Origin of the sequence: Enterococcus sp. 12F9_DIV0723, from assembly GCF_002174375.1 — a bacterium.
GTDB classification, from domain to species: Bacteria; Bacillota; Bacilli; order Lactobacillales; family Enterococcaceae; genus Enterococcus_A; species Enterococcus_A gilvus.
Genome location: NZ_NIBK01000001.1, coordinates 2,756,306 through 2,780,226, shown reverse-complemented (window position 1 = coordinate 2,780,226; position 23,921 = coordinate 2,756,306). Strand labels below are relative to the sequence as shown.

Sequence of the window (23,921 nt, the reverse complement as noted above, 5' to 3'; positions counted from 1 at the left end):
TTTTTATGAAGGGCCTATAGCTCAGCTGGTTAGAGCGCACGCCTGATAAGCGTGAGGTCGATGGTTCGAGTCCATTTAGGCCCATTAAAAATCTTTTTTGGTTTTTGGGGAAGTACTCAAGTGGCTGAAGAGGCGCCCCTGCTAAGGGTGTAGGTCGGGAAACCGGCGCGAGGGTTCAAATCCCTCCTTCTCCGTTTTATTATTATTGTGGCCCGTTGGTCAAGCGGTTAAGACACCGCCCTTTCACGGCGGTAACACGGGTTCGAGTCCCGTACGGGTCATGCTGAGACGTTTAGAAACGTCTTTTTTTTTGTACACAAAAGGGCTTTTCGTAAGTTTTCAAAGTTATTGATATATTTATTAGTGACAGCGGCTATTTTTCTGTTATAATCGAGTCGTTGCAAGTTCCCGATAGGCTCTGGAAAAAGCCAGAGATTCCTTGTAACCGAATAAAAATTAGGGGGAATATTTATAATGGAAGAACGTCGTTTATTTACATCTGAATCAGTTTCAGAAGGACATCCGGATAAGGTTGCTGATCAAATCAGTGACGCGATTTTGGATGCGATTTTGGAAAAGGATCCGAAAGCCAGAGTTGCATGTGAGACATCTGTGACGACTGGGCTTGTTTTAGTTTTTGGAGAAATTTCTACTTCAGCGTATGTAGATATCCAAAAGGTTGTTCGTGAAACAATCAAGCGCATTGGTTACACAGAGTCGAAATTTGGTTTCGATGGTGACAATGTGGCAGTGTTAGTCGCAATTGATGAACAATCTCCTGACATTGCACAAGGGGTGGATGATGCGTTAGAAACTCGTGGAAAAGAAGAGTTATTAGATGAAATCGGTGCTGGAGACCAAGGCCTTATGTTTGGTTTTGCAGTGAACGAGACACCTGAATTAATGCCTTTACCCATTTCATTGAGTCATCATTTGGTAAAACGTTTAGCAGATTTGCGTAAATCGGGAGAAGTAGCTTATTTCGGACCGGATGCTAAATCACAAGTCACTGTGGAATATGATGAAAATGGCAAGCCTTTGCGTGTGGATACAGTGGTTATCAGCACTCAGCATAATGATGCTGTAGAGAATGAAACCATCCAAAAGGACGTAATGGAAAAAGTGATCAAGCATGAAATTCCTGCTGAATTATTGGATGATCAAACAAAATACTTTATTAATCCAACAGGTCGATTTGTTATTGGCGGACCTCAGGGGGATGCTGGTTTAACTGGACGTAAAATTATCGTAGATACATACGGTGGTTATTCACGTCATGGTGGTGGTGCATTTTCTGGGAAAGATGCGACAAAAGTAGACCGTTCTGCTTCTTATGCGGCACGCTATATTGCTAAAAATATTGTTGCTGCCGGCTTAGCTGAAAAAGTGGAGGTTCAACTTGCCTATGCGATCGGTGTGGCACAACCTGTTTCTATTTCAGTAAATACGTTCGGTACAGCCAAGGTTTCCGAAGAAGCATTGATTGGTGCGATTCGCGAAAACTTCGATTTACGGCCAGCGGGAATTATTGAGATGTTGGATCTTTTGCGTCCAATCTATAGCGATACGGCAGCGTATGGTCATTTTGGTCGTACAGATGTTGATTTGCCTTGGGAGCATACAGACAAAGTCGATGTGTTGAAAAAAAGTTTGAATTTAGGATAGATCGTACAGACATAAATTTGTTTATTTGTGGAGTTCACGAGGCGGTTTCTATTGATCAGTGATCAATAGACCGTCTCTTTTTTTGAATCAAAAAAGTATAGCAACTATTGGCGAATATATGGTAGGGTTAGAAAAGAATTATAGGATCTTGGAGGAAGAAATGAAGAGAAAAACAAATGTGAAAGTTGTGACAGCGGGGATTTTTATTGCCACATTTATGTCGGCGATCGAGGGAACAATTGTGACGACAGCGATGCCAACGATTGTTGGAAGTCTACATGGTATTGAGATCATGAATTGGGTGTTCTCGATTTATTTATTGACGAATGCCATGATTACACCGATTTATGGTAAACTGGCGGATAAAATCGGGCGAAAGCCGATTTTTATTTTTGGAATAGTATTATTTGTTTTGGGTTCAGCCTTGTGCGGCATGTCCAATGAAATGATGACGTTGATTATCGCTCGAGGAATTCAAGGGATTGGCGCGGGAGCGATCATGCCTGTTTCTTTAACGATCATTGCGGATTTATATGATATTGAAAAGCGCGCGAAGGTACTTGGATTGACGAGTGCGGCTTGGGGTGTCGCCAGCGTATTTGGTCCTTTGGCTGGTGGTTTGATCGTCGATACGGTTGGTTGGCACTGGATCTTCTTTATCAATGTTCCGATCGGATTAGCGTTGATCGGTTTGTTGCAGTATTTCTTTATAGAAGAGAAAAAAGTGCATCAGGCGAAAAAAATGGATATTTTTGGGAGTTTATTTTTAATGTTGACATTGGTCAGCCTTCTATTGGGCTTCCAGCTTTTAGGTGATGGCGGACTGTCAGCAGCAGTCATTGCTTTATTTGCAGCCAGCGTCCTTTCGCTAGTTCTCTTTATTCGAACAGAGAAGCGCGCAGAAGATCCTGTCATCAATTTGAACTTGTTCAAGAATCAAACGTTTGCCAGTGTGAATATTGTGGCTGCATTGATCAGCGGTTTTTTGATGGGACTAGATGTTTATATCCCTATGTGGATGCAAGGTGTACTAGGGAAACCAGCAGGGCTTGGCGGATTAGTGTTGGCACCAATGTCGATTGTCTGGATGTATGGGTCTTTTTTATCCGGCCAATTATTACGCAAGTATCCAGCAAAAAGGATCATTATCATCGGTTTGACGATTATTTTAGCTGGCGGCGGGACTTTATTAGCTTTACCGCAGCAAAGTCCGTTTTGGCTATTTTTCATCATCATGGGCGTTTTAGGTGTCGGGTATGGATTATCTGTTACGACAACGACCGTCGAAGCACAGGCGAGTGTACCAAAAGAAGAAATTGGTGTTGCGACTTCTTTTAATACGTTGTCGCGGACGATTGGACAAACAGTGATGGTCTCGCTTTTTGGGATTATTCTGAATGTTGCGAATGGTCGTCAGTTGGTTCAGGCGGGGATCGCAGATCTTGATATCATGAATCGGTTGATCAATCCCCACACGGCCTTGCAAATTGATTCTGATTTACGAATGGAATTAAGGAAGGTTCTTTTTGATAGTTTACATTGGGTTTATTTTGCAGGCTTAGTGTTGATTATCATTGCGCTCATTTTTAGCTTTATGGTTGGCAAACAGTCAAGAAGTGTTACACTAAACGAAGAATAAACGAACTGGGGGCTTTAGTTGATGGCTTTTTTACAGGTGAATGTATACTCGAACGTTTTACAAATGGAAGTGGCGATGAATGTCATCTTGCCGCAAACGACACATAAAAAGATCGGAAACGAGACGGTGGGGGCCACTGAAGATGTACCTGTTTTGTACTTGTTACATGGCATGGGCGGAAATCACAGCGTTTGGGAACGTCGTACGTCGATTGAACGCTATGTGTCTGAATACCGTATGGCGGTAGTCATGCCCTCAACAGATCTGGGCTTCTATACGGATACGACATACGATATGCATTACTGGACATTCGTTTCGGAAGAACTACCAGAAATTATTCATGAGTTGTTTCCGCAGATTACGTATAAAAGAGAAAAGACCTTTGCGGCCGGATTGTCGATGGGCGGCTATGGCGCATTGAAACTTGGCTTAGCGAAACCTGAGAAGTTTGCTGCTGTGGCTTCATTGTCAGGAGCAGTTGTATTGGCTGACGTGGAAAGCTTGCTATTGGTACGAAACGAAGCTTATTGGACAGGTGTATTTGGTCCACTGGATCAAATACAAGGATCAGAAAATGATCCACTCTTCCTATTGAATGAGTTAGTGAACAGTGAAAAATCTGCGCCGCGTTTCTTTTTGGCCTGCGGAACGGAAGATGAACTGTATCCGGCTAGCCAATACATGGCGCATAAAATGGAACAAAAAAATCTGGATGTGACGTTTGAAAAAGGTCCAGGAAAACACGACTGGGTATTTTGGGATGCTTGGATCAAACGAGTATTAGAATGGTTCAATGAAAAGAACGACTGAGAGCTTCAGTCGTTCTTTTTCTCTACGCATAATAAAATGGGTGGATTATTTTTTTGGTTAATAAATTGATAGTTTAATACACTAAATTTTTCCTGCGGCAATTCCTGGCAAAAACGTAGCACCTCATTTTTTTCGGCTTCGCCGCCATCGTGTCCATAATAGATCACGAGAATCATTCGACCGTTGACAGACAACCTGTTCAAGATAGCGGTCATCGCTTGCTTTGTCGTTTCGGGCAATGTAATGATTTTCTTATCGCTGTTTGGAAGGTATCCAAGATTGAATATTGCTGCCTTAATTGGTTGATCGATAGAAATAGTTTCGTCAATCGTCTCATGACCAGCGAGAAAGAGGGTGGAACGATCCTTGTATTCGGCTAGTTTTTCATACGTATTTTTAATTGCTTGTTCTTGAACATCGAAGGCGTAAACACGACCTGTCTTGCCAACCAATTCAGCTAAGAAGCGTGTGTCGTTGCCATTTCCCATCGTCGCGTCAATGACGTGGTCGCCTTCATCAATGACGTCCTTCAGTAATTGGTGACTAAAGCGCAGAGCCGTTAGAAGCATGTTCAAATTCCTTTCTGAGAGCAAACTTTCCTTGATAAGAGTCTCGGCGAAGCAACTCTTGGTCGATCGCATTCAAAACCTCCCATTTTTTCAAACTCCACATGGGGCCGATCAATGAATCCCAAGGCGCGTCTCCAGTCAGTCGATGAATAATGATGTCCTGTGGGATCATCTCCAATTGATCGCAAATCACGGAAACGTAATCGTCCTTACTCATTAATTGGAGACGTCCTTCTGCATAATCCCGCAGCATTTTTGTATTACGCATCAAATGGAGCAGGTGCAGCTTGATGCCTTGAACGTCTGAATCCAAAATCGTACGGCGGACATTTTCCCGCATCATCTCTAAGGATTCCCCAGGGAGTCCGTTGATCAAATGGGTACACACGTTGATATTATGCTTACGAAGACGAGCGACGGCATCCACGTAAGTCGCATAATCATGCGCACGATTGATGCGATCACTCGTGCTTTCGTACGTTGTTTGCAGACCTAATTCAACCCATAAATACAGGCGCTGATTCAGTTCTGCTAGATACTCTACGACTTCTGGAGGTAAGCAATCTGGACGAGTGCCCACAGACAAACCAACAACACCAGGCAGGTTGACAACTTGCTCGAAGCGTTCGCGTATGACCGCTACAGGTGCATGAGTATTGGTGAAATTTTGGAAATAGACGATGTATTGATCGACATGAGGCCATTTTTTGTGCATCATGTCGATTTCTTTGTGGAATTGCTGAGGCAGCGGGTCACTTGGTGCGACGATCATGTCGCCAGAACCAGAAACGCTGCAGAAGGTACATCCGCCATGTGCGACCGTACCATCACGGTTTGGACAGTCAAATCCGCCATCTACCGGCACTTTAAAAATTTTCCCGCCGAATTCGTGGCGCAGGGCGTAGTTCCATGAATGGTAACGTTTGGATTCATCATCACTATATTGAAAGGTCATTTTTTCCTCCTGATTGATTTAAGATCGTAAGCTAATTTTTTCTCTTTGTACATAGGGTAGGTGAACAATAGCCAGCTGCTGCCGAAAAGAGTGCCGGCAAGAACATCACTCGGATAATGGACACCTAGATAGATTCGACTGACAACAATACTAAAAATCAGCAGACCTACAAGAATCTGAGCGATTAACCGTGGCGTTTTTTCTTTGAAAAACAACGGCATGACAAAGATCAACGTTCCATATAGCAGCGTGCTGGCCGTCGAGTGACCGCTGGGAAAGCTGAAACTATGTTCCGAGACCATATGCGGTAAAATCGTTGGACGTGCGCGATGGAAGAAGAGCTTCAGCAGGTGATTGCCGATCCCGCTAATGAGCACCATACTAAGCGCTAGCCAAAGTGCAGTGATTTTTTGTTTGTTGAAATAGAACAAGCCGACGAACACGAACGATAAAAGAATAATTGTAATGGGGTTCGCAAATTTTGTTACCCACAAAAAATACCCGTTCATTTGAGGGTAAAGCTGATGAACGCCATGAATGATTCCGCGATCAAAACCAGAGAGTGTTTCTGGATAAAATCGAACGATGTAACACAATGCCGCAAAAAACAGCAAAGTGAAACTGCCGATTAATTGGTAGATGGGTTTATTTTTCATTATTTTTCTGATTCATCCTTTCTAAACAGGAGTATTATATCATGTTTCCCCTGTGGAACAATTTTTTCAAGGATTTCTTAACGGGATTTCAATAGTGGAATTCCATTGAATATTATTGGGGAATCTGCTAAGATAAAACTACTTTGAATATTGTTGCTTGGAAGAGGAGTAGTAGAAACGAACGCATTTCAGAGAGCGCACGGTGCTGAGAGTGTGTATGCGGGACAGTCGAACTTACCTCGGAGCATGATCGATCGATCCGGTTAAAGACCGTTATTTCTTTTGAGGTCTGTCTCTTTGACAGATAAATATAGGTGGTACCACGTTGATAACGTCCTATGAGAGTTTTGAGAACTTTCATGGGATTTTTTTGTATTTTAAATGAATTCAAAATTAGGAGGAACAACATGAGTTACAATCACAAAACGATTGAAAAAAAATGGCAAAAATATTGGGCAAAGCATCACGTATTCAATACCCAAGATGATCCTGAAAGACCAAAATTTTATGCATTGGATATGTTTCCTTACCCATCTGGACAAGGACTGCACGTAGGGCATCCAGAAGGTTATACTGCAACGGATGTTATTTCGCGAATGAAGCGAGCACAAGGCTACAATGTCTTGCACCCAATGGGCTGGGATGCGTTTGGGCTGCCTGCGGAGCAATATGCGTTAGATACAGGAAATGATCCTGCTGAATTTACGAAAAAAAATATCGAAACGTTTAAACGACAAATCAACTCTCTAGGATTCAGCTATGACTGGAATCGAGAATTAAATACGACAGATCCTGATTACTATAAATGGACCCAATGGATCTTTGAACAAATGTATGAAAAAGGATTGGCGTATGAAGCGGAAGTTCCGGTGAACTGGGTACCAGAATTAGGAACAGTTATTTCCAATGAAGAAGTCATCGATGGCAAGAGCGAACGGGGCGGTTATGATGTTGTTCGTAAACCAATGCGTCAATGGATGCTGAAGATTACGGCTTATGCCGATCGTTTGCTGGATGATCTAGAAACCGTGGATTGGCCAGAAAGCATCAAAGAAATGCAACGTAATTGGATTGGTCGTTCGATTGGTGCCAATGTCCGCTTCAAGATTGAAGGCAGCGATGAAACCTTCACAGTCTTTACGACTCGTCCTGATACGTTGTTTGGTGCAACCTATGCTGTTTTAGCACCAGAGTTGGAATTGGTGCAAAAAATTACGACGCCTGAACAAAAGGCAGCAGTGGATGCGTACATTGAAGAGGCCTCAAAAAAATCTGAATTGAATCGAACAGATTTAGCCAAAGAAAAAACAGGGGTCTTTACGGGTGCGTATGCGATCAATCCTGCGAATGGTGAAAAAATGCCGATCTGGATCGGGGATTATGTGTTAGCTTCTTACGGAACAGGGGCGATCATGGCGGTTCCAGCGCATGATGAACGCGATTATGAATTTGCTAAAACATTTGGCTTGTCAATCCTTCCTGTACTTGAAGGTGGGGATGTGGATAAAGAAGCCTTCACTGGCGACGGTCCGCATATCAACTCAGAGTTCCTAGATGGATTAAACAAACAAGACGCGATCGATAAAATGGTTCCATGGCTGGAAGAACACGAGTGTGGGAAAAAGGAAGTTAGTTATCGTTTACGTGATTGGTTATTCTCTCGTCAACGTTATTGGGGAGAACCTATCCCAGTCATTCATTGGGAAGATGGCACGACTGGTTTGGTGCCGGATTACGAATTGCCATTGGAATTGCCGAAGACAACAGATATCAAACCAAGCGGCACAGGCGAATCGCCACTAGCGAATATCGAAGAATGGGTCAACGTCGTGGATCCGATCACCGGTAAAAAAGGCCGTCGCGAAACGAATACAATGCCGCAGTGGGCAGGAAGTTCATGGTATTACTTGCGCTTTATTGATCCTCATAATAAAGAAGCGTTAGCAGATTATGATAAATTGAAACGCTGGATGCCAGTCGATCTTTATATTGGCGGGGCAGAACACGCGGTCCTTCATTTATTGTATGTTCGTTTCTGGCACAAGTTCTTGTATGACATCGGTGTCGTGCCAACGAACGAACCATTCCAAAAATTGTACAACCAGGGAATGATCTTAGGCCAAAGCTTCCGTGATAGCCGCGGCGCTCTAGTACCGACGAACATGGTTGAAAAACGTGAGGGTAAATGGTTTAGCATCGAAACAGGGGAAGAATTGGAAGAAGCGCCTGCAAAAATGAGTAAATCATTGAAGAATGTTGTCAATCCTGACGATGTCGTAGAGCAGTATGGTGCCGATACGTTGCGGATGTATGAAATGTTTATGGGACCACTGGATGCGTCGATTGCTTGGAGTGAGAATGGACTAGAGGGTTCTCGGAAATTCTTAGATCGTGTGTGGCGTTTGATCGTGGATGAAGAAGGCAAGATGCGCGACCATATTACGACATTAAACGATGGGTCATTGACGAAGGTCTATAACCAAACCGTTAAAAAAGTGACAGAAGATATGGAACACTTGCATTTGAATACGGCGATTTCTCAATTGATGGTTTTTGTTAATGACGCGTATAAAGCGGAAGCACTGACTTATGAATATGTAGAAGCCTTTGTTCAATTGTTGGCGCCGATCGCACCGCACATCGCTGAAGAATTGTGGGAGATCTTAGGTCATGAAGGCGGCATATCCTATGCGGCTTGGCCAACCTATGATGAAGAAGCATTGGTCGAAAATGAGATTGAAGTCATTCTGCAAGTGAATGGGAAGGTTCGCTCAAAAGTCATGGTCGCTGTAGATCTGGCAAAAGAGGAATTAGAAAAATTGGCGATGGAAGACGAACATATCCAACGCAATATTGACGGGAAAACTATTCGCAAAGTGATCGTTGTACCGAATAAACTGGTGAATATCGTAGCAAATTAAGAAGAAGCGTCTTGCAATTTTTGCAGGGCGCTTATTTTTTTGTGGAAATATGCTAGGATGAAGAAAAAAGGAAGCGAGGAACGATACGATGGGAACTCTCACGGAATTGTTGGGGATTCAGTATCCTATTTTTCAAGGAGCGATGGCGCATATTGCCCGTTACCCGCTAGTCAGTGCAGTGTCAGAAGCTGGTGGTTTAGGAATCCTTGCGGCTGGCGGCCTAAGTAGTGAAGACTTACGGGAACAAATTCAAAAAACAAAGGAACGTACAATGAAGCCCTTTGGTGTGAATTTGATGCTGCAAATGGAAACTGTTTCAGAACAAGTAGAGGTGCTGATTGAAGAGGGCGTAACAATCGTCACGACGGGCGCCGGAACACCTAAGCCTTATGTAGAACGATTAAAACAAGCAGGGATAAAGATTTTTCCTGTGGTTCCTTCGGTAAAAATCGCTAAAAAGATGGAACAATTAGGGATCGACGGTGTAATCGCGGAAGGCATGGAATCTGGCGGGCATATTGGAGAGACAACGACGATGGCGCTAGTCCCTCAAGTTGTTCAGACAGTTGGGATACCGGTTATCGCAGCAGGCGGTATTGGTGACGGGCGTGGAATGGCGGCAGCTTTTGCATTAGGCGCACAAGGGATTCAAATGGGAACAGCCTTTTTGACCGTATCAGAGTGTCCGATCCATGAGCACTATCAGCAAGCCATCCTACAAGCTGAAGATACATCAACGACGGTGATTCAGAAGTCTTCTGGAGGTGCGATTCGCGGGTTAAAAAATCAGTTGACGGCTTCAAAGGATGAGGAAGCATTTACTTTGTCCGCATTGCAGCGAGCAGCAGATGATGGAGAGATTCAAAAGGGAATCGTGATGTCGGGGCAAATTGCTGGTCTACTGCAGCGTGTACAGCCGACTAAGGAGTTTTTGGCGGAAGTCTATGCCGATGCTGCATCTGTCCTTCAGAGTATAAAAATAGACTAACGGGTTCTCCCGTTAGTCTTTAATGAATTCTTCCGCTAAATGATAGTCACCCTCGTAAGGCAAGTCTTCACCCTTCACAGTCATATACGTATCGGTCCCTTTTCCAGCTAAGACAATAGCATCCTCAGGGTTCGCCTGCTTAATCGCTTCTCGAATGGCTTTTTTTCGATCTGCTTCAAATCGTACTTGAACACGATCATTGTGGATTGCTTGTTGAATCTCGTCCGCAATTTTCTTAGGATCTTCAAAATTGGGATCGTCACTCGTTAAAACAGCAACCGTTGCGTATTCGCCGATTGCTTGCCCTAATCCTTCACGTCGCGACTCTGCTTTATTTCCAGTAGACCCGGTAATCACAAGAAGTTCGCCAGTGGGGTGTTGTTCCCGCGCAAAGGCTAATAGGGATTTCATGCTTAAATAATTGTGTGCATAGTCTACATAAATGTGAGCACCATTAGGTTTCAAAAGCAGATTCATTCGACCAGGAACTAAGGCTTCAGCGAGCCCTTTCCGGCCAGCCTCCTGATCTGCTCCGACTAGTGCACTGGCAATCAGTGCCGCAGCAGCATTTTCTTTATTGAAGTCGCCAGCGAGTAATATTTGGTAAGCACCGCTTAAATGCAAATCGTCTGTTGTTCCAGACAGCGCAAACGCCAAAGGGTGTTCAAGAGGCTGAACTTGATAGTCTGCTTGTTCGTTCCCATACGTGATAACTGGAATATTCTTTTTTGCAGCTAATTCTTGTAAAAGGTCAAAGTGATCGATTTCGTGCTGCAAAATGACTTGACGAGAGTTCGCGACTAATTGACGTTTACAATAGAAGTAATCTTCAAAAGTCGGATGCTCAATTGGTCCAATGTGATCAGGAGAGATGTTCAAAAAGATTCCAATATCGAAGGTCAAGCCATACACTCTGGCCACCTTGTAAGCTTGGGAAGAGACTTCCATCACCAGATGGGTCATTCCATTCGCTGCAGCTTCTGCCATCATTCGATACAAGTCCAACGATTCTGGAGTCGTCAGCTTCGATTTGAAAAAAGTTACGCCATCCAATGTTGTGTTTAGTGTAGACAAAAGAGCGGTCTTTTTATTTGTCGCGATGTCTAGAATTTGTTTGGTAAAATAAGCGACCGTCGTCTTGCCCTTTGTGCCAGTAATTCCGATCAGTTTTAATTTTTCTTGCGGGTAATCATAAAAAGCCATACTTAAAATAGCCAGGGCTTTGCGAATATCTGTCACAATAATAGCTAATTCTGCGGAAACCTCATAGGGCTGTTCAGAGATATAGCAAGTCAAGCCATCTGCGAGTGCCTGTTCTAAAAAGCGTTGCTGGAAATTATTTCCCTTACAGAAAAAAAGCGTGTCGCTATCAACGTTGCGTGAATCATAGGAAAGATTCTTCAAGGTTTTCTCAAAAGGAGCCGTCAATGTCCAAGTGGTTGGTGTGATAAACTCCCGTAGTAAGTGTTCTTTTTCAAGTAATTCTTGTATTTGGGTAAGTGTCAGCATGTTGAGACCTCCAATATATAGTCTAGGCTATTATAGCATAGCTCGAGTATAGAAAAAGTAAAGAGTGATTGTCAGATGCGTGATTTAGCTTTACTATAATAGAAGTGATGTTTTTGAAGGAGGAGACCATGAAGGAGACACGACCAAGTGATCTGAGCTATCAAGAAAAAATGATCCAAGGTTCAGCTTGGCTGTCAGTGGGAAGTATCTTTTCGCGACTGCTAGGTGCGATTTACATTATTCCGTGGTACGCCTGGATGGGGGAACATGCTCGCGTAGCCAATGGATTATTCAATATGGGGTACACGTTCTATGCATTGTTTTTGATGATTTCTACAGCAGGTCTTCCTGGTGCCATCGCCAAGCAGATCGCGCGTTATAATTCGATGGGGGATTATCAAACGAGTCGGCGCTTATTCATTAAAGCGCTCCAAGCAACGGCTGTTTTAGGGATCATCTTCGGCGGCTTGATGTTCTTCATGGCACCCATACTGGCTAACTTGTCTGGCGGCGGCCGGGCATTGATTCCTGTGATCCAAGCCTTGAGTGTCGCTGTTGTAGCGTTTCCAAGTATGAGTGTATTACGAGGCTATTTTCAAGGGCAGCAGGATATGCGACCCTCAGCAATTTCGCAGCTGGTGGAACAAGCACTGCGTGTCTTCTATATGCTCTTAAGTGTTTTTATCATTATGAAGGTGATGAAGGGTGATTACTTAAGTGCAGTGATCCAGTCGACGTTTGCTGCTTCAATTGGGATGGTCGGGTCCTATGGTGTTCTGCTGTTTTATTGGTTCAATGATCGTAAGCGCAATGAACCGCAATTAGAACGCAGCGTCACTAAAGGAACGATTGATACCAAAAAATTATTGCTTGAAACGATTCGCCAAGCAGTTCCGTTTATTTTATTAGGGAGCGGGATCGTCTTTTATAAATTGATTGATCAAGTGACGTTTATCCGCACCATGAGCGCTAATACGAATTATAGTCACGAGCAATTGATCGATCTTTATGCATTATTTAGTGCCAATCCAGACAAATTGACCATGGTCATCGTAGCTCTGGGGACGTCACTTGCTATGACGAGCTTACCAATGTTGACGGAACTCTTTACGCAAAAGCGTCGCCCCGAACTCGCAAAAGTAGTCAACACGAATATACAATTGTTTGCGTATATTATGCTGCCAGCGGTTTTTGGCATGATTTTATTGGCTTATCCCTTAAATACCGTTTTTTATTCCGCGGATATTTTAGGAAGTCGCGTGCTGATCGCTGCTTGCTGGGCCGGCTTGGTCTCAGCGTTGTTCATGATGTTGTCCACGACGCTCCAAGGAATCTCACATAGTCGTATCGCCGTAAGGTATTGGGCAGCTGGGCTTTTATTAAAAGTGGTCCTCCAAGTTCCGCTGATTGAACTGTTTGAAGTTTACGGGCCGTTATTGGCGACAGTTATCGGTCTTAGTTTGACGTGCGGGTTATGCTTGTGGAAATTACGGCGTGTTGTCCGTGCGAATTATAAATTAGCCTTTCGCCGTTGTGTACTAATCTTGATTTTAACGCTGGTCATGTTGATTACAGCGTTTATCGTGCGACAGTTGAGTTATCTTGTGTTTGATCCATCCTTGCGCTGGTCAGCGTTAATGGTCTGTTTAGTAACTGGAGGAACGGGAAGCTTGCTGTATTTTTATTTAACGCTGAAGATTCGTTTAGTGGATAAACTCGTCGGTCCTCAAGCAAAAAAATGGCGTCGACGACTAAGGATCAAATAAAAAATACTTCTGCTCTTAGAATAGAGTGGAAGTATTTTTTTATTATAAATAAAGGGTCGAATTCAAATTCTATAGAAAATATTTTCAATATAATTCAAAAAGAACAAGAATGCGTGGGCGTATTTCATTACAAAAAGATTTCAATGTTTCTGAAGATAACTTTTGTAACACAAGAATAAAACAGTTACATTTACTTGAAGATGCTTGGTATAGGGGTTTTGATTAATAAGGATAAATGTCATATATTTCAAAATGACACACTCAGAGAGATTTTGTCATATTGTTTCATGTTATTGTAATGAACTGTTACATTGTTATTACCCATGAAATACAAAAGGATGATAAAGTATCTCTCGTAGTCAAGAAGACAGAAGAAAAAAGACATAAGAAAAATCGGAGGAAGTTACATAATGAAATTAGGGAAAACATTTCTTTTTAGTACAGTATTAGCAGCAGGTGCAGGTTTAGCGATGGGAGCTACAGACGCACACGCTTCAGAAACGTATACTGTTCAATCTGGAGACACTTTATCTAAAATCTCTCACAAATTCGCTGGGAACGACAGCTTAGTAGATGCAATTGCAAAAGCAAACAAAATTTCTAACGTAAATATGATTTTTGCTGGACAAGAATTATCGATCGACGGCGATGCAAAAGCAGAAAAAGCACCTGCACAAGCAGCACCCGTACATGTTCAAGAGTCAACAGAAGCAGCACCTCAACAAGCAGCGGCTCCTGTACAAGAAGCAGCACCTGTTCAACAAGCACAAGCAGCTCCAGCAGCAGCGCCTGTTCAACAAGAAGCAGCACCGGCAGCGGCGCCAGCAGCAACTTCTTCAGCAAAAGAATGGATTGCTCAACGCGAATCAGGCGGTTCTTATTCAGCTACAAACGGTCAATACATCGGACGTTACCAATTATCTTCTTCATATTTAAATGGTGACTACTCTGAAGCAAACCAAGAACGTGTGGCAGATCAATATGTTACTTCTCGTTATGGTTCATGGGAAGGCGCACAAGCTTTCTGGCAATCTAACGGTTGGTACTAAGATTTAGACGAATTCAAAAAGGAGGATCACTTGTTGATCCTTCTTTTTTTGTTCCTATTAAAAGAGGTATGGAAACGAAAAGACCAGCTAAAACAGAATGTCTGTCTTAGCTGGCTTTCTTATTCCGCCCATAGTCCGGGAAGTGCTTGAACCGCGATTTTCTGATTGGTGAAGGGATGGTGCAGGTGGAGCTCATACGCGTGAAGCATCAATCTGCCATGGGGATTTTTACTGTATAAAGGATCACCGACTAACGGATGCCCGATACTCGCAAGGTGAACACGAATCTGATGTGTCCTTCCTGTATCTAATTGGCAGAAGACCGCTGTTTGATTTTCTACGTTCTTTATGGGGGTCACGTGTGTTACGGCAGGCTTGCCACCTTTAGGATCGATTCGCCGTTTTCGGCGGTCATGGCGATCACGTCCAATTTTTTTGTTAATAATCAGTTCTTTTCTAATCGTACCGTGAACGAGTGCTTGGTAGCGACGATAGATTTTCTTTTGTTCTAGTTGTCTTCCTAAAATAGGTAAGACAAAAGGATTTTTTGCGAATAGAATTGCGCCGCTGGTTTCCTTATCGAGCCGATGAACGACATGTGGTTGGAAATCAGGTGATAAATAGTCAGCCAGGTGATTAAGCAACGTGTCTTTTTCTTCCGGTTGATTTGGATGTGTCTTCATTCCCTCGGGTTTATTGACGATGATCAAATGCTCATCTTCGTAAAGAACGTTGATTTTCCTTCGGTCTCCCAACAGGATGGAACGTTCTGGATAGTCGCTTGCCTCGATCGTAATCGTCAAAACATCTCCTGGAGAGACCATAGATTGGAAGTGGCAAACCTCGCCATTCACCAAGATTCCTTTACGTGTTCGAATGAAGTGGCGGACTTTTCGCGGTACGAGCCATTCTTCTTCCAATAATTCTTTGACTGTCATCTCTGACAAGTCGGCAGGCAATGTCATCGTGAATTTCATCATAGTGCTCCTTTATAGATAAATGTGTTAGTTTTGGCTAATTTAAACGTTTCATCTGGCTCATTGTATCACTTTTAATGGATATTTAAGAAAAAAAACAGCTTTTCATTGAGACCCCATGCTAGAATACTTTCAAGTGTGTATCCGTCTCAAGCCCCAAGCGTTGAATGGCTGATTTGTGGTACACTGTGTCTGAATTTTGTATAGAATGGAGACCAAAAATGGATTTTCAAGAATTTTGGCGCAAATTTAAAAGTGGTGCAAAAGTTTTTTGGCAAAAGTTTCGCAGCGGCACAAAAACTTTTTGGCAGTGGATCAAGCCTTATTTGATTCGTTTTCATCACTGGCGCAAACGTATTTGGAAAAAATATCATATCAATAAAATATTGCTCTTATTAGCACTCGTAGGTGTTTTAGTGATGAGTGTCTATCTATTTTTCTTAGCAAAGTCGGTGAATGTTGAGACACTGCAATCCAGTTTGAAGCAATCAACAGTTATCTACGATGAAAAAAATGAACAAGCGGGTTCCTTATATGGACAAAAAGGAACGTATGTAGAGAGCGACCAAATCTCTCCTTATCTTAAGGATGCGGTTGTTTCTACCGAGGATCGAAATTTTTACAATCACCACGGGTTTGATATAAAGGGAATCGCACGGGCGGCCTTAGGACTCGTCACTTCTGGCCACATTACTGGCGGGGGAAGTACCTTGACGCAGCAATTAGCTAAAAATGCCTATCTGAGCCTTGATCAAACTTTAGAACGAAAGGCCAAAGAAATTTTTATGGCGATTGAGATCGAGAAAAAGTACGACAAAGATCAGATTCTGACAATGTACTTAAACAACGCATATTTCGGGAATGGCGTTTGGGGTGTTCAAGATGCTTCTAGAAGGTATTTTGGTGTAGACGCCAACCAATTGTCGATCGGTGAAGCAGCTACGATTATTGGCATGTTGAAGGGGCCAAGCATCTACAATCCAATCGATAATTTAGAAAATGCGGTGAATCGCCGGAACACGGTTCTTTCGGTCATGGTTGAAAATGGCAAGCTGTCAAAAGAACAAGAGACACAAGAAAAGGCGACAGATCTGGGTTCTGAGTTGAATGATACATACTCTTCAGCGGACGCGGGCTATCGTTACCCTTCTTATTTTGATGCGGTCATTGATGAAGCCGTGGAACGCTACGGAATGTCAGAAAAAGATTTATTGAATAAAGGCTACAAGATCTATACGTCATTAGATCAAGATTATCAAAAACAAATGGAGACCGTTTATGAGAACAACGCGAATTTTCCGGCAAATGCTGAGGACGGTGCTATGCCGCAATCTGCGTCTGTAGCGATGGACCCTAAAACGGGCGGCGTTCAAGCCTTAGTCGGTAGACGTGGAGAGCATATCTTCCGCAGCTATAATTTTGCGACACAAATGCAGCGTTCGCCAGGTTCTACGATGAAACCATTGAGCGTGTATGCCTCTGCATTAGAGTCGGGCTATAAGCCAGACAGTGTGTTGAAGGATGAGCCGCAATCTTATTACAAAGCGAAAAACTATGATGGAACATTCCAAGGGGAAGTCCCTATGTATCAAGCCGTGGCACAAAGTTTGAACTTGCCGGCGGTCTGGTTATTGCACGAGATGGGATTGAACAAGGGCTATAGTAAAGCAGAAGAATTTGGTATCCCGTTAAGCAAATCAGATAAATATTATGGCTTGGCACTCGGTGGGCTGGAAAAAGGAACCTCGCCGATGCAAATGGCAGCCGCCTATGGTGCGTTTGCCAATGAAGGGAAAGTCTATCAACCTCATTTGATCACAAAAATTATTGATTCTACTGGTGCGGTGATTGAAGACAACAGCTCACCAAAATATGAACAAGTGATCTCTAAAGAAGTTGCCAATGAAATGACCAGTATGCTTCTAGGGACATTCTCAAACGGAACTGCCGCGCAAGCAGCACCAGCAGGCTTCACAGTTGCTGGTAAGACAGGAACGACTGAAACGAACTTTGATGCAAACAAAGTAAATGACCAATGGATCATCGGTTACACACCAAATGTCGTGATTTCGACGTGGTTAGGCTTTGAAAAAGTCAGTGAGACCCATTATTTAAGTGGAACAAGCGGGTCAGAGGTAGGACAGGTATTTAAAGCGGAAGCGGAATCTATCTTGCCGTATGCTGGACAATATTCCTTTGAAGTCGCAGACGCTTATGCTACGGGCGGCAAAGTCGTTGCCGCAGATCAAGTGAACCAAGGCGAGCAAGCGTCGGATTCGAATAAATGGCGGGAAGAATTAAAAGACATTGGCGGAAAAGCCAGTGAAGGGGCGGCGAATTTCTTTGAAAAAGCCAAAGAAGGCGCCAATAAATTGAAAGAAAAGGGCCAAGAATTGTGGCAGCAATACCAGCCGGGAAATTAAACTGTGAACCCGTTTCCATTCATGTTACAATAGAACAGTAACTTTTATAGAAAATGAGGGAATAAAAAGATGGCAAACATTTATGATTCAGCGAATGGATTAGAACGTGAAATCCGTGAACTACCAGAATTTAAATCTTTAGAAGAAGCTTTCGCGGAACTAAAGAAAAACGAAACAGCGTATGCTGCATTCAAAGACTTCCAAGCTTTCCAACAAAGTTTGCAAGAAAAACAAATGCGCGGTGAAGACTTCAGTGATGAAGATGCTGCACAAGCACAAGCATTAGCTGAAAAAGTTCAACAAGAAGAATTAATCAACGAATTAATGGTGAAAGAACAAGCATTCAGCGTGATCATCAACGACTTGAACCGGATCATCATGACTCCAATTCGTGAACTATACGAAGGCTAATCAAAAAATAGAAATTGCGAGTTCCGCTTTCTCCCGTTCAAAAGAGCGCGAGCTCTATCAAAAGCTGCTTTAGCGAATAACTGAACGCGTTGTGTAGCGGAATCGTATGCGAATGACGATAGGATCCTTTTTCCGAATGTTGGAAAAAGGATTTCTTTGTTTTGAAGCTAGCTGCGAGTTCCGCTTTCTGCCGTTGAAAAGAGTGCGAGCTTTTTTCAATTGAACAGAGGAATTCTTTAAGCTACGCACCTTACAAGAGTCTTACAAAAAACGAAGAAAATTGATAGATGGAAATAAATTGAAGCAATTCTTTTGGAAAATTGCTATACTTCAAGCCATAAGGATGCGAATAAAGATGAAAAAAATAATCATTGGCGGCAGTTTGCTTTTGTTGCTAGTAGTAGGCGGCCTGATGGCTTGGCGCGGGCATGCGTCGAATTCACAGACTGCGAAAACACAGAAATCAACAGTCGAGTCGACTTCGACTTCTAAAAGTTCAACGACGAAAGAAACAGAGAGAACGCCAGAAAAGAAGGAAGCAGTGGTTTTACCAGAAGCCACGAATCAGAAGTTGAATCAATTATTGGTTGACCAACGCTTTTCGGGAACGGCATTAGTAGTGCGTAAAGGCCAAGTGGTGTTGAATCACTCCTATGGGATGGCAGATCAGGAGAAACAACGCAAAAATACACCGACCACGCGATACTATATCGGGTCAGCGCAAAAAGCTATTATTGCTACCGCCATTCTGCAATTAGAGCAAGCGGGAAAATTAACTATTGATGATCCTGTTGCAAAATACATGAAAGATTTTCCCAATGGGCAGCAGATTACGTTGAAGAATTTGCTTAATCATACGAGCGGATTGACCGGACGTACAGAGGGCAGCAAAGAAATACTCCCTCAGCAGATTCTTCAGGAGATTGAGGCAGCAGGGAGCGATTCATCAGTAGGAACGTGGCATTATTCGGACAGCAATTACGCCGTGTTGGCCTATATCTTGCAACAGGTCAGCAAGCAGAAAGTGCAGGAGTACATTCAAGAGCATATTTTTGACCCTGCAAATATGCAAAATACTGGGTTCTATCAAAGCAATACAGCGACCCCCAATATGGCTGAGAGCTATAAAGAAAAAAATGGCCGTGTAGAAAAGGCGCAATTGCCAAACCTTTCTCAATTATTTGGTGCAGGAGATATCTATACGACCGCCACGGATTTTTATCTCTTCGACCAAGCTTTGATGCAGGGAAAACTGATCAATGAAAATGAAAAAAGTAAAATGATGACATCGGGAAGTGCCTCCACCTATGGGATGGGATTTTATGTAAATCCAGGAAGCTACTCTAGTCATGGCGTATTAGGCGGATTTAATACGATCAATACATTTACACATACAGGATTGACATACATCATTTTATTGGCGAATACGAACCAAGTCCAGTCGCTGGGACAGACGGCAGATGCTGTATATGGTGTGCTAAATCAAATGGAATAGAAAAAGGTAGAAGCAGTGCTCTGAGTGAGCGTCCGCTTCTACCTTTTTTGCTAAAAAAATTTTTTGAATCGATCCATCACACTATTGATATTTTCAGATTTTAGCAACACTTTGACTTTGTCATAGTATTCGCCTAATTCATCTTTGTGAGCTTCAATAAATGCCTTCGCCTTTTCTGTGTTTCCTTCGTTTAATAACTCTTTGGCTTTTCTGATCAGTTCGTCTCTCTCTATGAACACTCATCCTTCCTTATTCAGGTAATCGTTCGAAAGTCCTTTGCTTTGAGGAAACACCTGCGAACCTGGACACTCAAAGCTCCAAATAGTCCATCAAACCGTCCAACATAATGTGGACAGTTTCCGTTAAGTAGGTGTCGATCATCACTTCTCGATGAAACATCCCGAAACCTAATAAATGAACATAATTTTGTACGATTTCTGGGTGTTTGTCTTCAATTTCCAAGATAGCAAAAAAGTCTCGATAATTTTGTTTCTCGTAGGTTTCCAGTTCAGCCATTTTTTCTTTTGAATACCGTAAGAGAAAGCGCTGAATTTCCTGCTGCTCTTTCACGAAAAAGATCATATCGTTTGAGGAAAAGAACTGGTCGGAAAACGCTTTAATCGTTTGTCGTCGTTCGTGGGACGATAACGGTTTGATCCGTTCAGCAATTATCTTCAGACGACCAAATAATTCGCGATGGATCTGATAAACAATCGCATAGAGAAACTCATCTTTAGATGAAAAGTAATGGTAGAACGACCCTTTCGCTATCCCTGCGGAGGCGACCACATCATCCACACTCACTTTTTTGATGCCATATTGATAAACAAGCGCACGTCCCTTGTCGACCAACATCTGTTTATTGCGGGCTTTTTCATCCGGTGTTAATTCTCGCGGCAAAGCAGACACACCTCCATAAAATCCTATTCTGAGGACAATTATATACTGAAATAAGCGAATGAGCTATTTTATTCTTCTTGAACTTTCAACCCTTCAACAATAGCTAATCCTTCAATGTACCGATTGGAAATCAACAAACGAAAACTACTAATGATACTCACGACCAGCGCTGTAAAAATATAGGATTCCAACCGGATACTGGGCTGCATTGCAAAACTATTTTGTGAAAACTGTTCTTTTATAGCCGCTAATAGCCAGTTTCCTGCAAAAAAACCTAGAGGAATTGATAATAGGAGCTGCAGCAGATTTTCCTTATTGATCGTTTGCAGAATTCGTCGTTTGGAATACCCCATGATATTCATAAACATGTATTCAAATTCTCGAATAGTCAAATTCATTAAGTTCAGGCAGAAAATAACTGTAGCACCTAGAATCACTGAACAAATCACTAATAAAACAATCAGTATTCCCATGTTGTCCAACAAAGAACGAAAGGTTTGTTTATCTTCTTCGGCGGTCGTATAAAAAAGGTTCTTTTCTTTTAATTGCTTTACGCCCTTGCTAGGGTGATCTGAAGTTACATAAAGGGTATTGTAGACTGCTGGCAATTCCTTAAAGCGCGTGCGCGCGTAATCATAGGAAGTATAGACCGCTAACCCCATACTTAGCGGAAGAACAGCAGAAATCGTTGCTTTTTTTTCATTGATGGTTATTTGATCGCCGACGGATACGTGCCATTTTTTTGCATAATATTCAGGAATCACCAAGCCCTGATTCAGTTTTTCCGTTGGCAGATTCAAAATGGTTATATCTGATGAGGTAATGATCAGCGGATAGTCTTCATCGTGGACGGTCCCTGTAAGCTGCAATGCCGCTTCTTGGCGATCGATCACAGAAGAAGTCTGTATGATTGTTTGATCGAGTGGGAGGGGTTCCGGTAATTGAACAATAAAGTCATACTTGGCAAATGTTTGAAAATAATGATCCGCCACGCCTCGGATAGAGTCGTTAAAGCCTAATGAGAATAACAATAGACCCGTTGAAGCGGACATCCCAAGGACCATTAGAAAAAAGCGTCCTTTATTTCTTAACGAGGCAGCAAAAGCGTAACGAGTATTGAAGGACAAGGAGGAAAGAAATCTTGAAGGCACACGTGTCCTTTTTACTTTTGGAATTCTCTGCCTCATAGAAATGGCTGGATACTCCTTGAGAATATCAAGCATGGAGCACAAGGAAAAAACGCCGCAACCAAGTGTGGAAATCATTAACGAAATCACCCAATAGCGAGAGTCAATATGATAGGCCAGAGTAGGCAGTTCGATCATGCCGCTAAAAATGCGGAATAACAACTCCGTAACAGGGTAACTCAGCAAACAACCTATCAATGAACTAAAAAGGCCTAGCAGCACAAATTGTCTAGTGTATATCCTAATGATGGAAAAATTAGTCGTGCCCAGAGCTTTTAATAGACCGATCTGCTTGTGTTCCTTGAGCAACGTCCGCCTCAGAATAATAAAGATGATCCCAAAAGACAGCAGCCAGAAGATCGTAGGAAAGATGTATGCGAAAGAGACAAATTGATCTAAATCACCTTGATACATTTGATAGTTGATTTGATCTTTTTGAGCTGTGAAGGATTGATAAGGAAGAAGCTTTTTTATCTCAGCTTCCTTGATGCTTGTTGTACTGGCTAGTAAAAGTTGATTTGCAGAAGGAAAGAAATTTTTTGAAACAAAAGCAACCGCGAATGTTTTCGAATCAGCAGAAAAAGAGCGTTCACTTTGCGAGTAGTAGATGTATTCCGGTGAGCGAACAATGCCGACTACGTTTAATTTTTGTCCATTGACCGTGAAGGTGTCATTCAATTTTATTTTATTCTGACGCGCGTATTGACTAATGAGGACACATTCTGCTGTGGACTTTGGGAGATGTCCTTTCTCCAAAATTACTTGATTCAGCTTTGTCGAAAGAGAAATCAGGCGCACCGTTTTGTCTCCGCTGCGAAAATCTTGTACAGTCCGCTTCTCAATAGTAGAGGTGTGAGGCGAAGCTTCCAATTTTTTCGTATCGTCAGCAGTAAAATTCCCCGTTAAGGTGACAGCTGCATAATGCTGTTGACGGAATAAAGCGGTCACTTCTTCTTCATAGATTATTTTGAAAGTAAACAGCGTTGTAAAAAACAAGGCAGCGATGAGAATCAACAACCCCATGCCGAGCATTTGAGCAAAATTGTTTTTTATTTTTCGAATAGAAAGAATTGTCTGTACACGCATTACCATTCCACCTCCATAGGGGACAGCGGGGAGTCATTTTCTTCAATAGATAAAATTTTCCCGCTTCGAAGTCGGATGACCGTATCGGCGATTTTTGCGATCTCTTTATTGTGAGTAATAAAGATAACGGTATTTTCAGTAGCAGTTTGAATGTCCTTTAAAACACCTAAAATAGTGATCCCCGTTTCAAAATCTAGTGCACCGGTTGGTTCATCACATAATAAAATCTCCGGCTTTTTAGCAATGGCCCGAGCGATGGAGACACGTTGCTGTTCACCGCCCGAAAGCTCCCCCGGAAAGTGAGTGATTCGGTCTTTTAGACCGACAGCTGTCAATGCTTCTTCAGCGTCTTGTCTGTTTTTACTGACTAGCTCTGTAGAAAATTCTACATTTTCTAAGGCACTTAAATCAGGCAATAAATTGTAGCTTTGAAAAACAAAGCCAATTTTATTTTTTCGGAATTCAGTCATTTGAGCTTTGGAAAGTCCAGTGAGATCTTGTCCTTCAAACAGAATAGTTCCTGAGCTCGGCTTGTCCATGCAGCCGATCATATTCAAGAGGGTCGATTTTCCTGAGCCACTCTCACCCAAAATTACAATAAAGCGATTCTTAGGGATATCCAGAGTAATCTCATCCAGTGCGATAACTTTTGATTCTTTAGCGCCGTAAACTTTAGATAGCTTTTCAATTTGGAAAGTATTCATTAAAACGCCTCTATTCTTTATTTTGACCGAATAGTAATTATTAGTCATAATGTACGTAAAAAAAGAATCGTTTACTTTTGAGTATTATGACCATTTTGAGTTATATGGTCATAATACTATAGCTTTCTTTTCTTGTATAGCTTTTCTTGAAGGAAACCTTAAGCATATCCGTGGAAGGCGAACAAATTTTCGTTTTTTTATGGTAAAATAT

General features: G+C 42.4%; 19 protein-coding genes, 3 tRNA genes, 1 riboswitch and 1 other annotated feature. Of the genes, 13 read left to right on the top strand and 9 right to left on the bottom strand.

Going from position 1 to position 23,921, the window contains the following annotated elements; genetic code table 11:
* Positions 1 to 10 precede the first annotated feature (10 nt).
* The 6 genes from A5868_RS13050 to A5868_RS13025 all read left to right on the top strand — a co-directional run bounded on the left by A5868_RS13050 (position 11) and on the right by A5868_RS13025 (position 4,114).
* Positions 11 to 84: transfer RNA gene (locus tag A5868_RS13050), tRNA-Ile, on the top strand.
* A 22-nt stretch (positions 85 to 106) separates the two neighbouring features.
* A tRNA-Ser gene (locus tag A5868_RS13045) sits at positions 107 to 194 on the top strand.
* A 15-nt stretch (positions 195 to 209) separates the two neighbouring features.
* Positions 210 to 281: transfer RNA gene (locus A5868_RS13040), tRNA-Glu, on the top strand.
* Positions 282 to 393: 112 nt separating this feature from the next.
* Positions 394 to 477, top strand: a riboswitch (SMK box riboswitch).
* A complete protein-coding gene (metK, locus tag A5868_RS13035; RefSeq protein ID WP_086303222.1) occupies positions 475 to 1,665 on the top strand; it encodes a methionine adenosyltransferase in 1,191 nt (396 codons plus the stop codon). It overlaps the preceding riboswitch by 3 nt.
* A gap of 160 nt (positions 1,666 to 1,825) precedes the next feature.
* A complete protein-coding gene (locus A5868_RS13030) occupies positions 1,826 to 3,304 on the top strand; it encodes an MDR family MFS transporter (RefSeq protein WP_086303223.1) in 1,479 nt (492 codons plus the stop codon).
* 21 nt (positions 3,305 to 3,325) lie between these two features.
* Positions 3,326 to 4,114, top strand: a complete 789-nt coding sequence (locus tag A5868_RS13025) for an alpha/beta hydrolase (protein WP_086303224.1) — start codon at positions 3,326 to 3,328, stop codon at positions 4,112 to 4,114.
* Between the two features lie 5 nt (positions 4,115 to 4,119).
* Here A5868_RS13025 and A5868_RS13020 read toward each other — a convergent pair whose 3' ends face one another.
* Genes A5868_RS13020 through A5868_RS13010 form a run of 3 tightly spaced genes read right to left on the bottom strand, consistent with a single transcriptional unit; the run spans position 4,120 to position 6,294 of the window.
* Positions 4,120 to 4,683, bottom strand: coding sequence for a class I SAM-dependent methyltransferase (locus tag A5868_RS13020; RefSeq protein ID WP_086303225.1), 564 nt, complete (start codon positions 4,681 to 4,683; stop codon positions 4,120 to 4,122).
* Positions 4,658 to 5,638, bottom strand: coding sequence for a TIGR01212 family radical SAM protein (locus A5868_RS13015; protein WP_010779633.1), 981 nt, complete (start codon positions 5,636 to 5,638; stop codon positions 4,658 to 4,660). Before A5868_RS13015 ends, A5868_RS13020 begins: the two co-directional genes overlap by 26 nt.
* Positions 5,635 to 6,294, bottom strand: a complete 660-nt coding sequence (locus A5868_RS13010; protein WP_010779634.1) for a phosphatase PAP2 family protein — start codon at positions 6,292 to 6,294, stop codon at positions 5,635 to 5,637. The genes A5868_RS13015 and A5868_RS13010 overlap by 4 nt, the downstream gene beginning before the upstream one ends.
* A 149-nt stretch (positions 6,295 to 6,443) precedes the next feature.
* Positions 6,444 to 6,636, top strand: a binding site (T-box leader).
* A 65-nt stretch (positions 6,637 to 6,701) separates the two neighbouring features.
* Here A5868_RS13010 and leuS point away from each other — a divergent pair.
* On the top strand, positions 6,702 to 9,215 hold the full coding sequence (gene leuS, locus A5868_RS13005) for a leucine--tRNA ligase (protein ID WP_086303226.1): 2,514 nt from the start codon (positions 6,702 to 6,704) through the stop codon (positions 9,213 to 9,215).
* Between the two features lie 88 nt (positions 9,216 to 9,303).
* Positions 9,304 to 10,203, top strand: a complete 900-nt coding sequence (locus A5868_RS13000) for a DUF561 domain-containing protein (protein ID WP_086303227.1) — start codon at positions 9,304 to 9,306, stop codon at positions 10,201 to 10,203.
* Positions 10,204 to 10,215: 12 nt separating this feature from the next.
* On the opposite strand, the gene A5868_RS12995 is transcribed toward A5868_RS13000, so the two are convergent.
* The gene (locus tag A5868_RS12995) at positions 10,216 to 11,712 is read right to left on the bottom strand and encodes a UDP-N-acetylmuramoyl-L-alanyl-D-glutamate--L-lysine ligase (RefSeq protein ID WP_010779637.1); all 1,497 of its coding nucleotides are present in this window, start codon (positions 11,710 to 11,712) and stop codon (positions 10,216 to 10,218) included.
* 128 nt (positions 11,713 to 11,840) lie between these two features.
* Here A5868_RS12995 and A5868_RS12990 point away from each other — a divergent pair, with 128 nt between their 5' ends.
* Positions 11,841 to 13,478 (top strand): putative polysaccharide biosynthesis protein, encoded by a 1,638-nt coding sequence (locus A5868_RS12990; RefSeq protein ID WP_086303228.1) that lies wholly within the window; start codon positions 11,841 to 11,843, stop codon positions 13,476 to 13,478.
* 410 nt (positions 13,479 to 13,888) lie between these two features.
* On the top strand, positions 13,889 to 14,527 hold the full coding sequence (locus tag A5868_RS12985; RefSeq protein WP_086303229.1) for a LysM peptidoglycan-binding domain-containing protein: 639 nt from the start codon (positions 13,889 to 13,891) through the stop codon (positions 14,525 to 14,527).
* Between the two features lie 119 nt (positions 14,528 to 14,646).
* Here A5868_RS12985 and A5868_RS12980 read toward each other — a convergent pair whose 3' ends face one another.
* Entirely contained in the window at positions 14,647 to 15,504 is an 858-nt protein-coding gene (locus A5868_RS12980) for an RluA family pseudouridine synthase (protein WP_086303230.1), read from the bottom strand.
* 221 nt (positions 15,505 to 15,725) lie between these two features.
* On the opposite strand from A5868_RS12980, the gene A5868_RS12975 reads away from it, so the two are divergent.
* From A5868_RS12975 to A5868_RS12965, 3 genes are all read left to right on the top strand, one after another.
* Positions 15,726 to 17,927 carry a PBP1A family penicillin-binding protein gene (locus A5868_RS12975; protein WP_010779641.1) on the top strand — a complete coding sequence of 734 codons (2,202 nt, stop codon included), beginning with the start codon at positions 15,726 to 15,728 and terminating at the stop codon, positions 17,925 to 17,927.
* Positions 17,928 to 17,996: 69 nt separating this feature from the next.
* Positions 17,997 to 18,338 (top strand): YlbF family regulator, encoded by a 342-nt coding sequence (locus A5868_RS12970; RefSeq protein WP_010779642.1) that lies wholly within the window; start codon positions 17,997 to 17,999, stop codon positions 18,336 to 18,338.
* Between the two features lie 355 nt (positions 18,339 to 18,693).
* Positions 18,694 to 19,833, top strand: a complete 1,140-nt coding sequence (locus A5868_RS12965) for a serine hydrolase domain-containing protein (RefSeq protein WP_010779643.1) — start codon at positions 18,694 to 18,696, stop codon at positions 19,831 to 19,833.
* Between the two features lie 50 nt (positions 19,834 to 19,883).
* Here A5868_RS12965 and A5868_RS12960 read toward each other — a convergent pair whose 3' ends face one another.
* The 4 genes from A5868_RS12960 to A5868_RS12945 all read right to left on the bottom strand — a co-directional run bounded on the left by A5868_RS12960 (position 19,884) and on the right by A5868_RS12945 (position 23,710).
* Complete coding sequence (locus A5868_RS12960) at positions 19,884 to 20,072, bottom strand: hypothetical protein (protein ID WP_010779644.1); 189 nt, start codon at positions 20,070 to 20,072, stop codon at positions 19,884 to 19,886.
* Between the two features lie 70 nt (positions 20,073 to 20,142).
* Positions 20,143 to 20,733: a TetR/AcrR family transcriptional regulator gene (locus tag A5868_RS12955; RefSeq protein WP_010779645.1), complete on the bottom strand. Its 591-nt coding sequence runs from the start codon at positions 20,731 to 20,733 to the stop codon at positions 20,143 to 20,145.
* A 68-nt stretch (positions 20,734 to 20,801) separates the two neighbouring features.
* Positions 20,802 to 23,006: an ABC transporter permease gene (locus A5868_RS12950; RefSeq protein WP_176281273.1), complete on the bottom strand. Its 2,205-nt coding sequence runs from the start codon at positions 23,004 to 23,006 to the stop codon at positions 20,802 to 20,804.
* Positions 23,006 to 23,710: an ABC transporter ATP-binding protein gene (locus tag A5868_RS12945; protein WP_176281274.1), complete on the bottom strand. Its 705-nt coding sequence runs from the start codon at positions 23,708 to 23,710 to the stop codon at positions 23,006 to 23,008. Before A5868_RS12945 ends, A5868_RS12950 begins: the two co-directional genes overlap by 1 nt.
* Positions 23,711 to 23,921 lie beyond the last annotated feature (211 nt).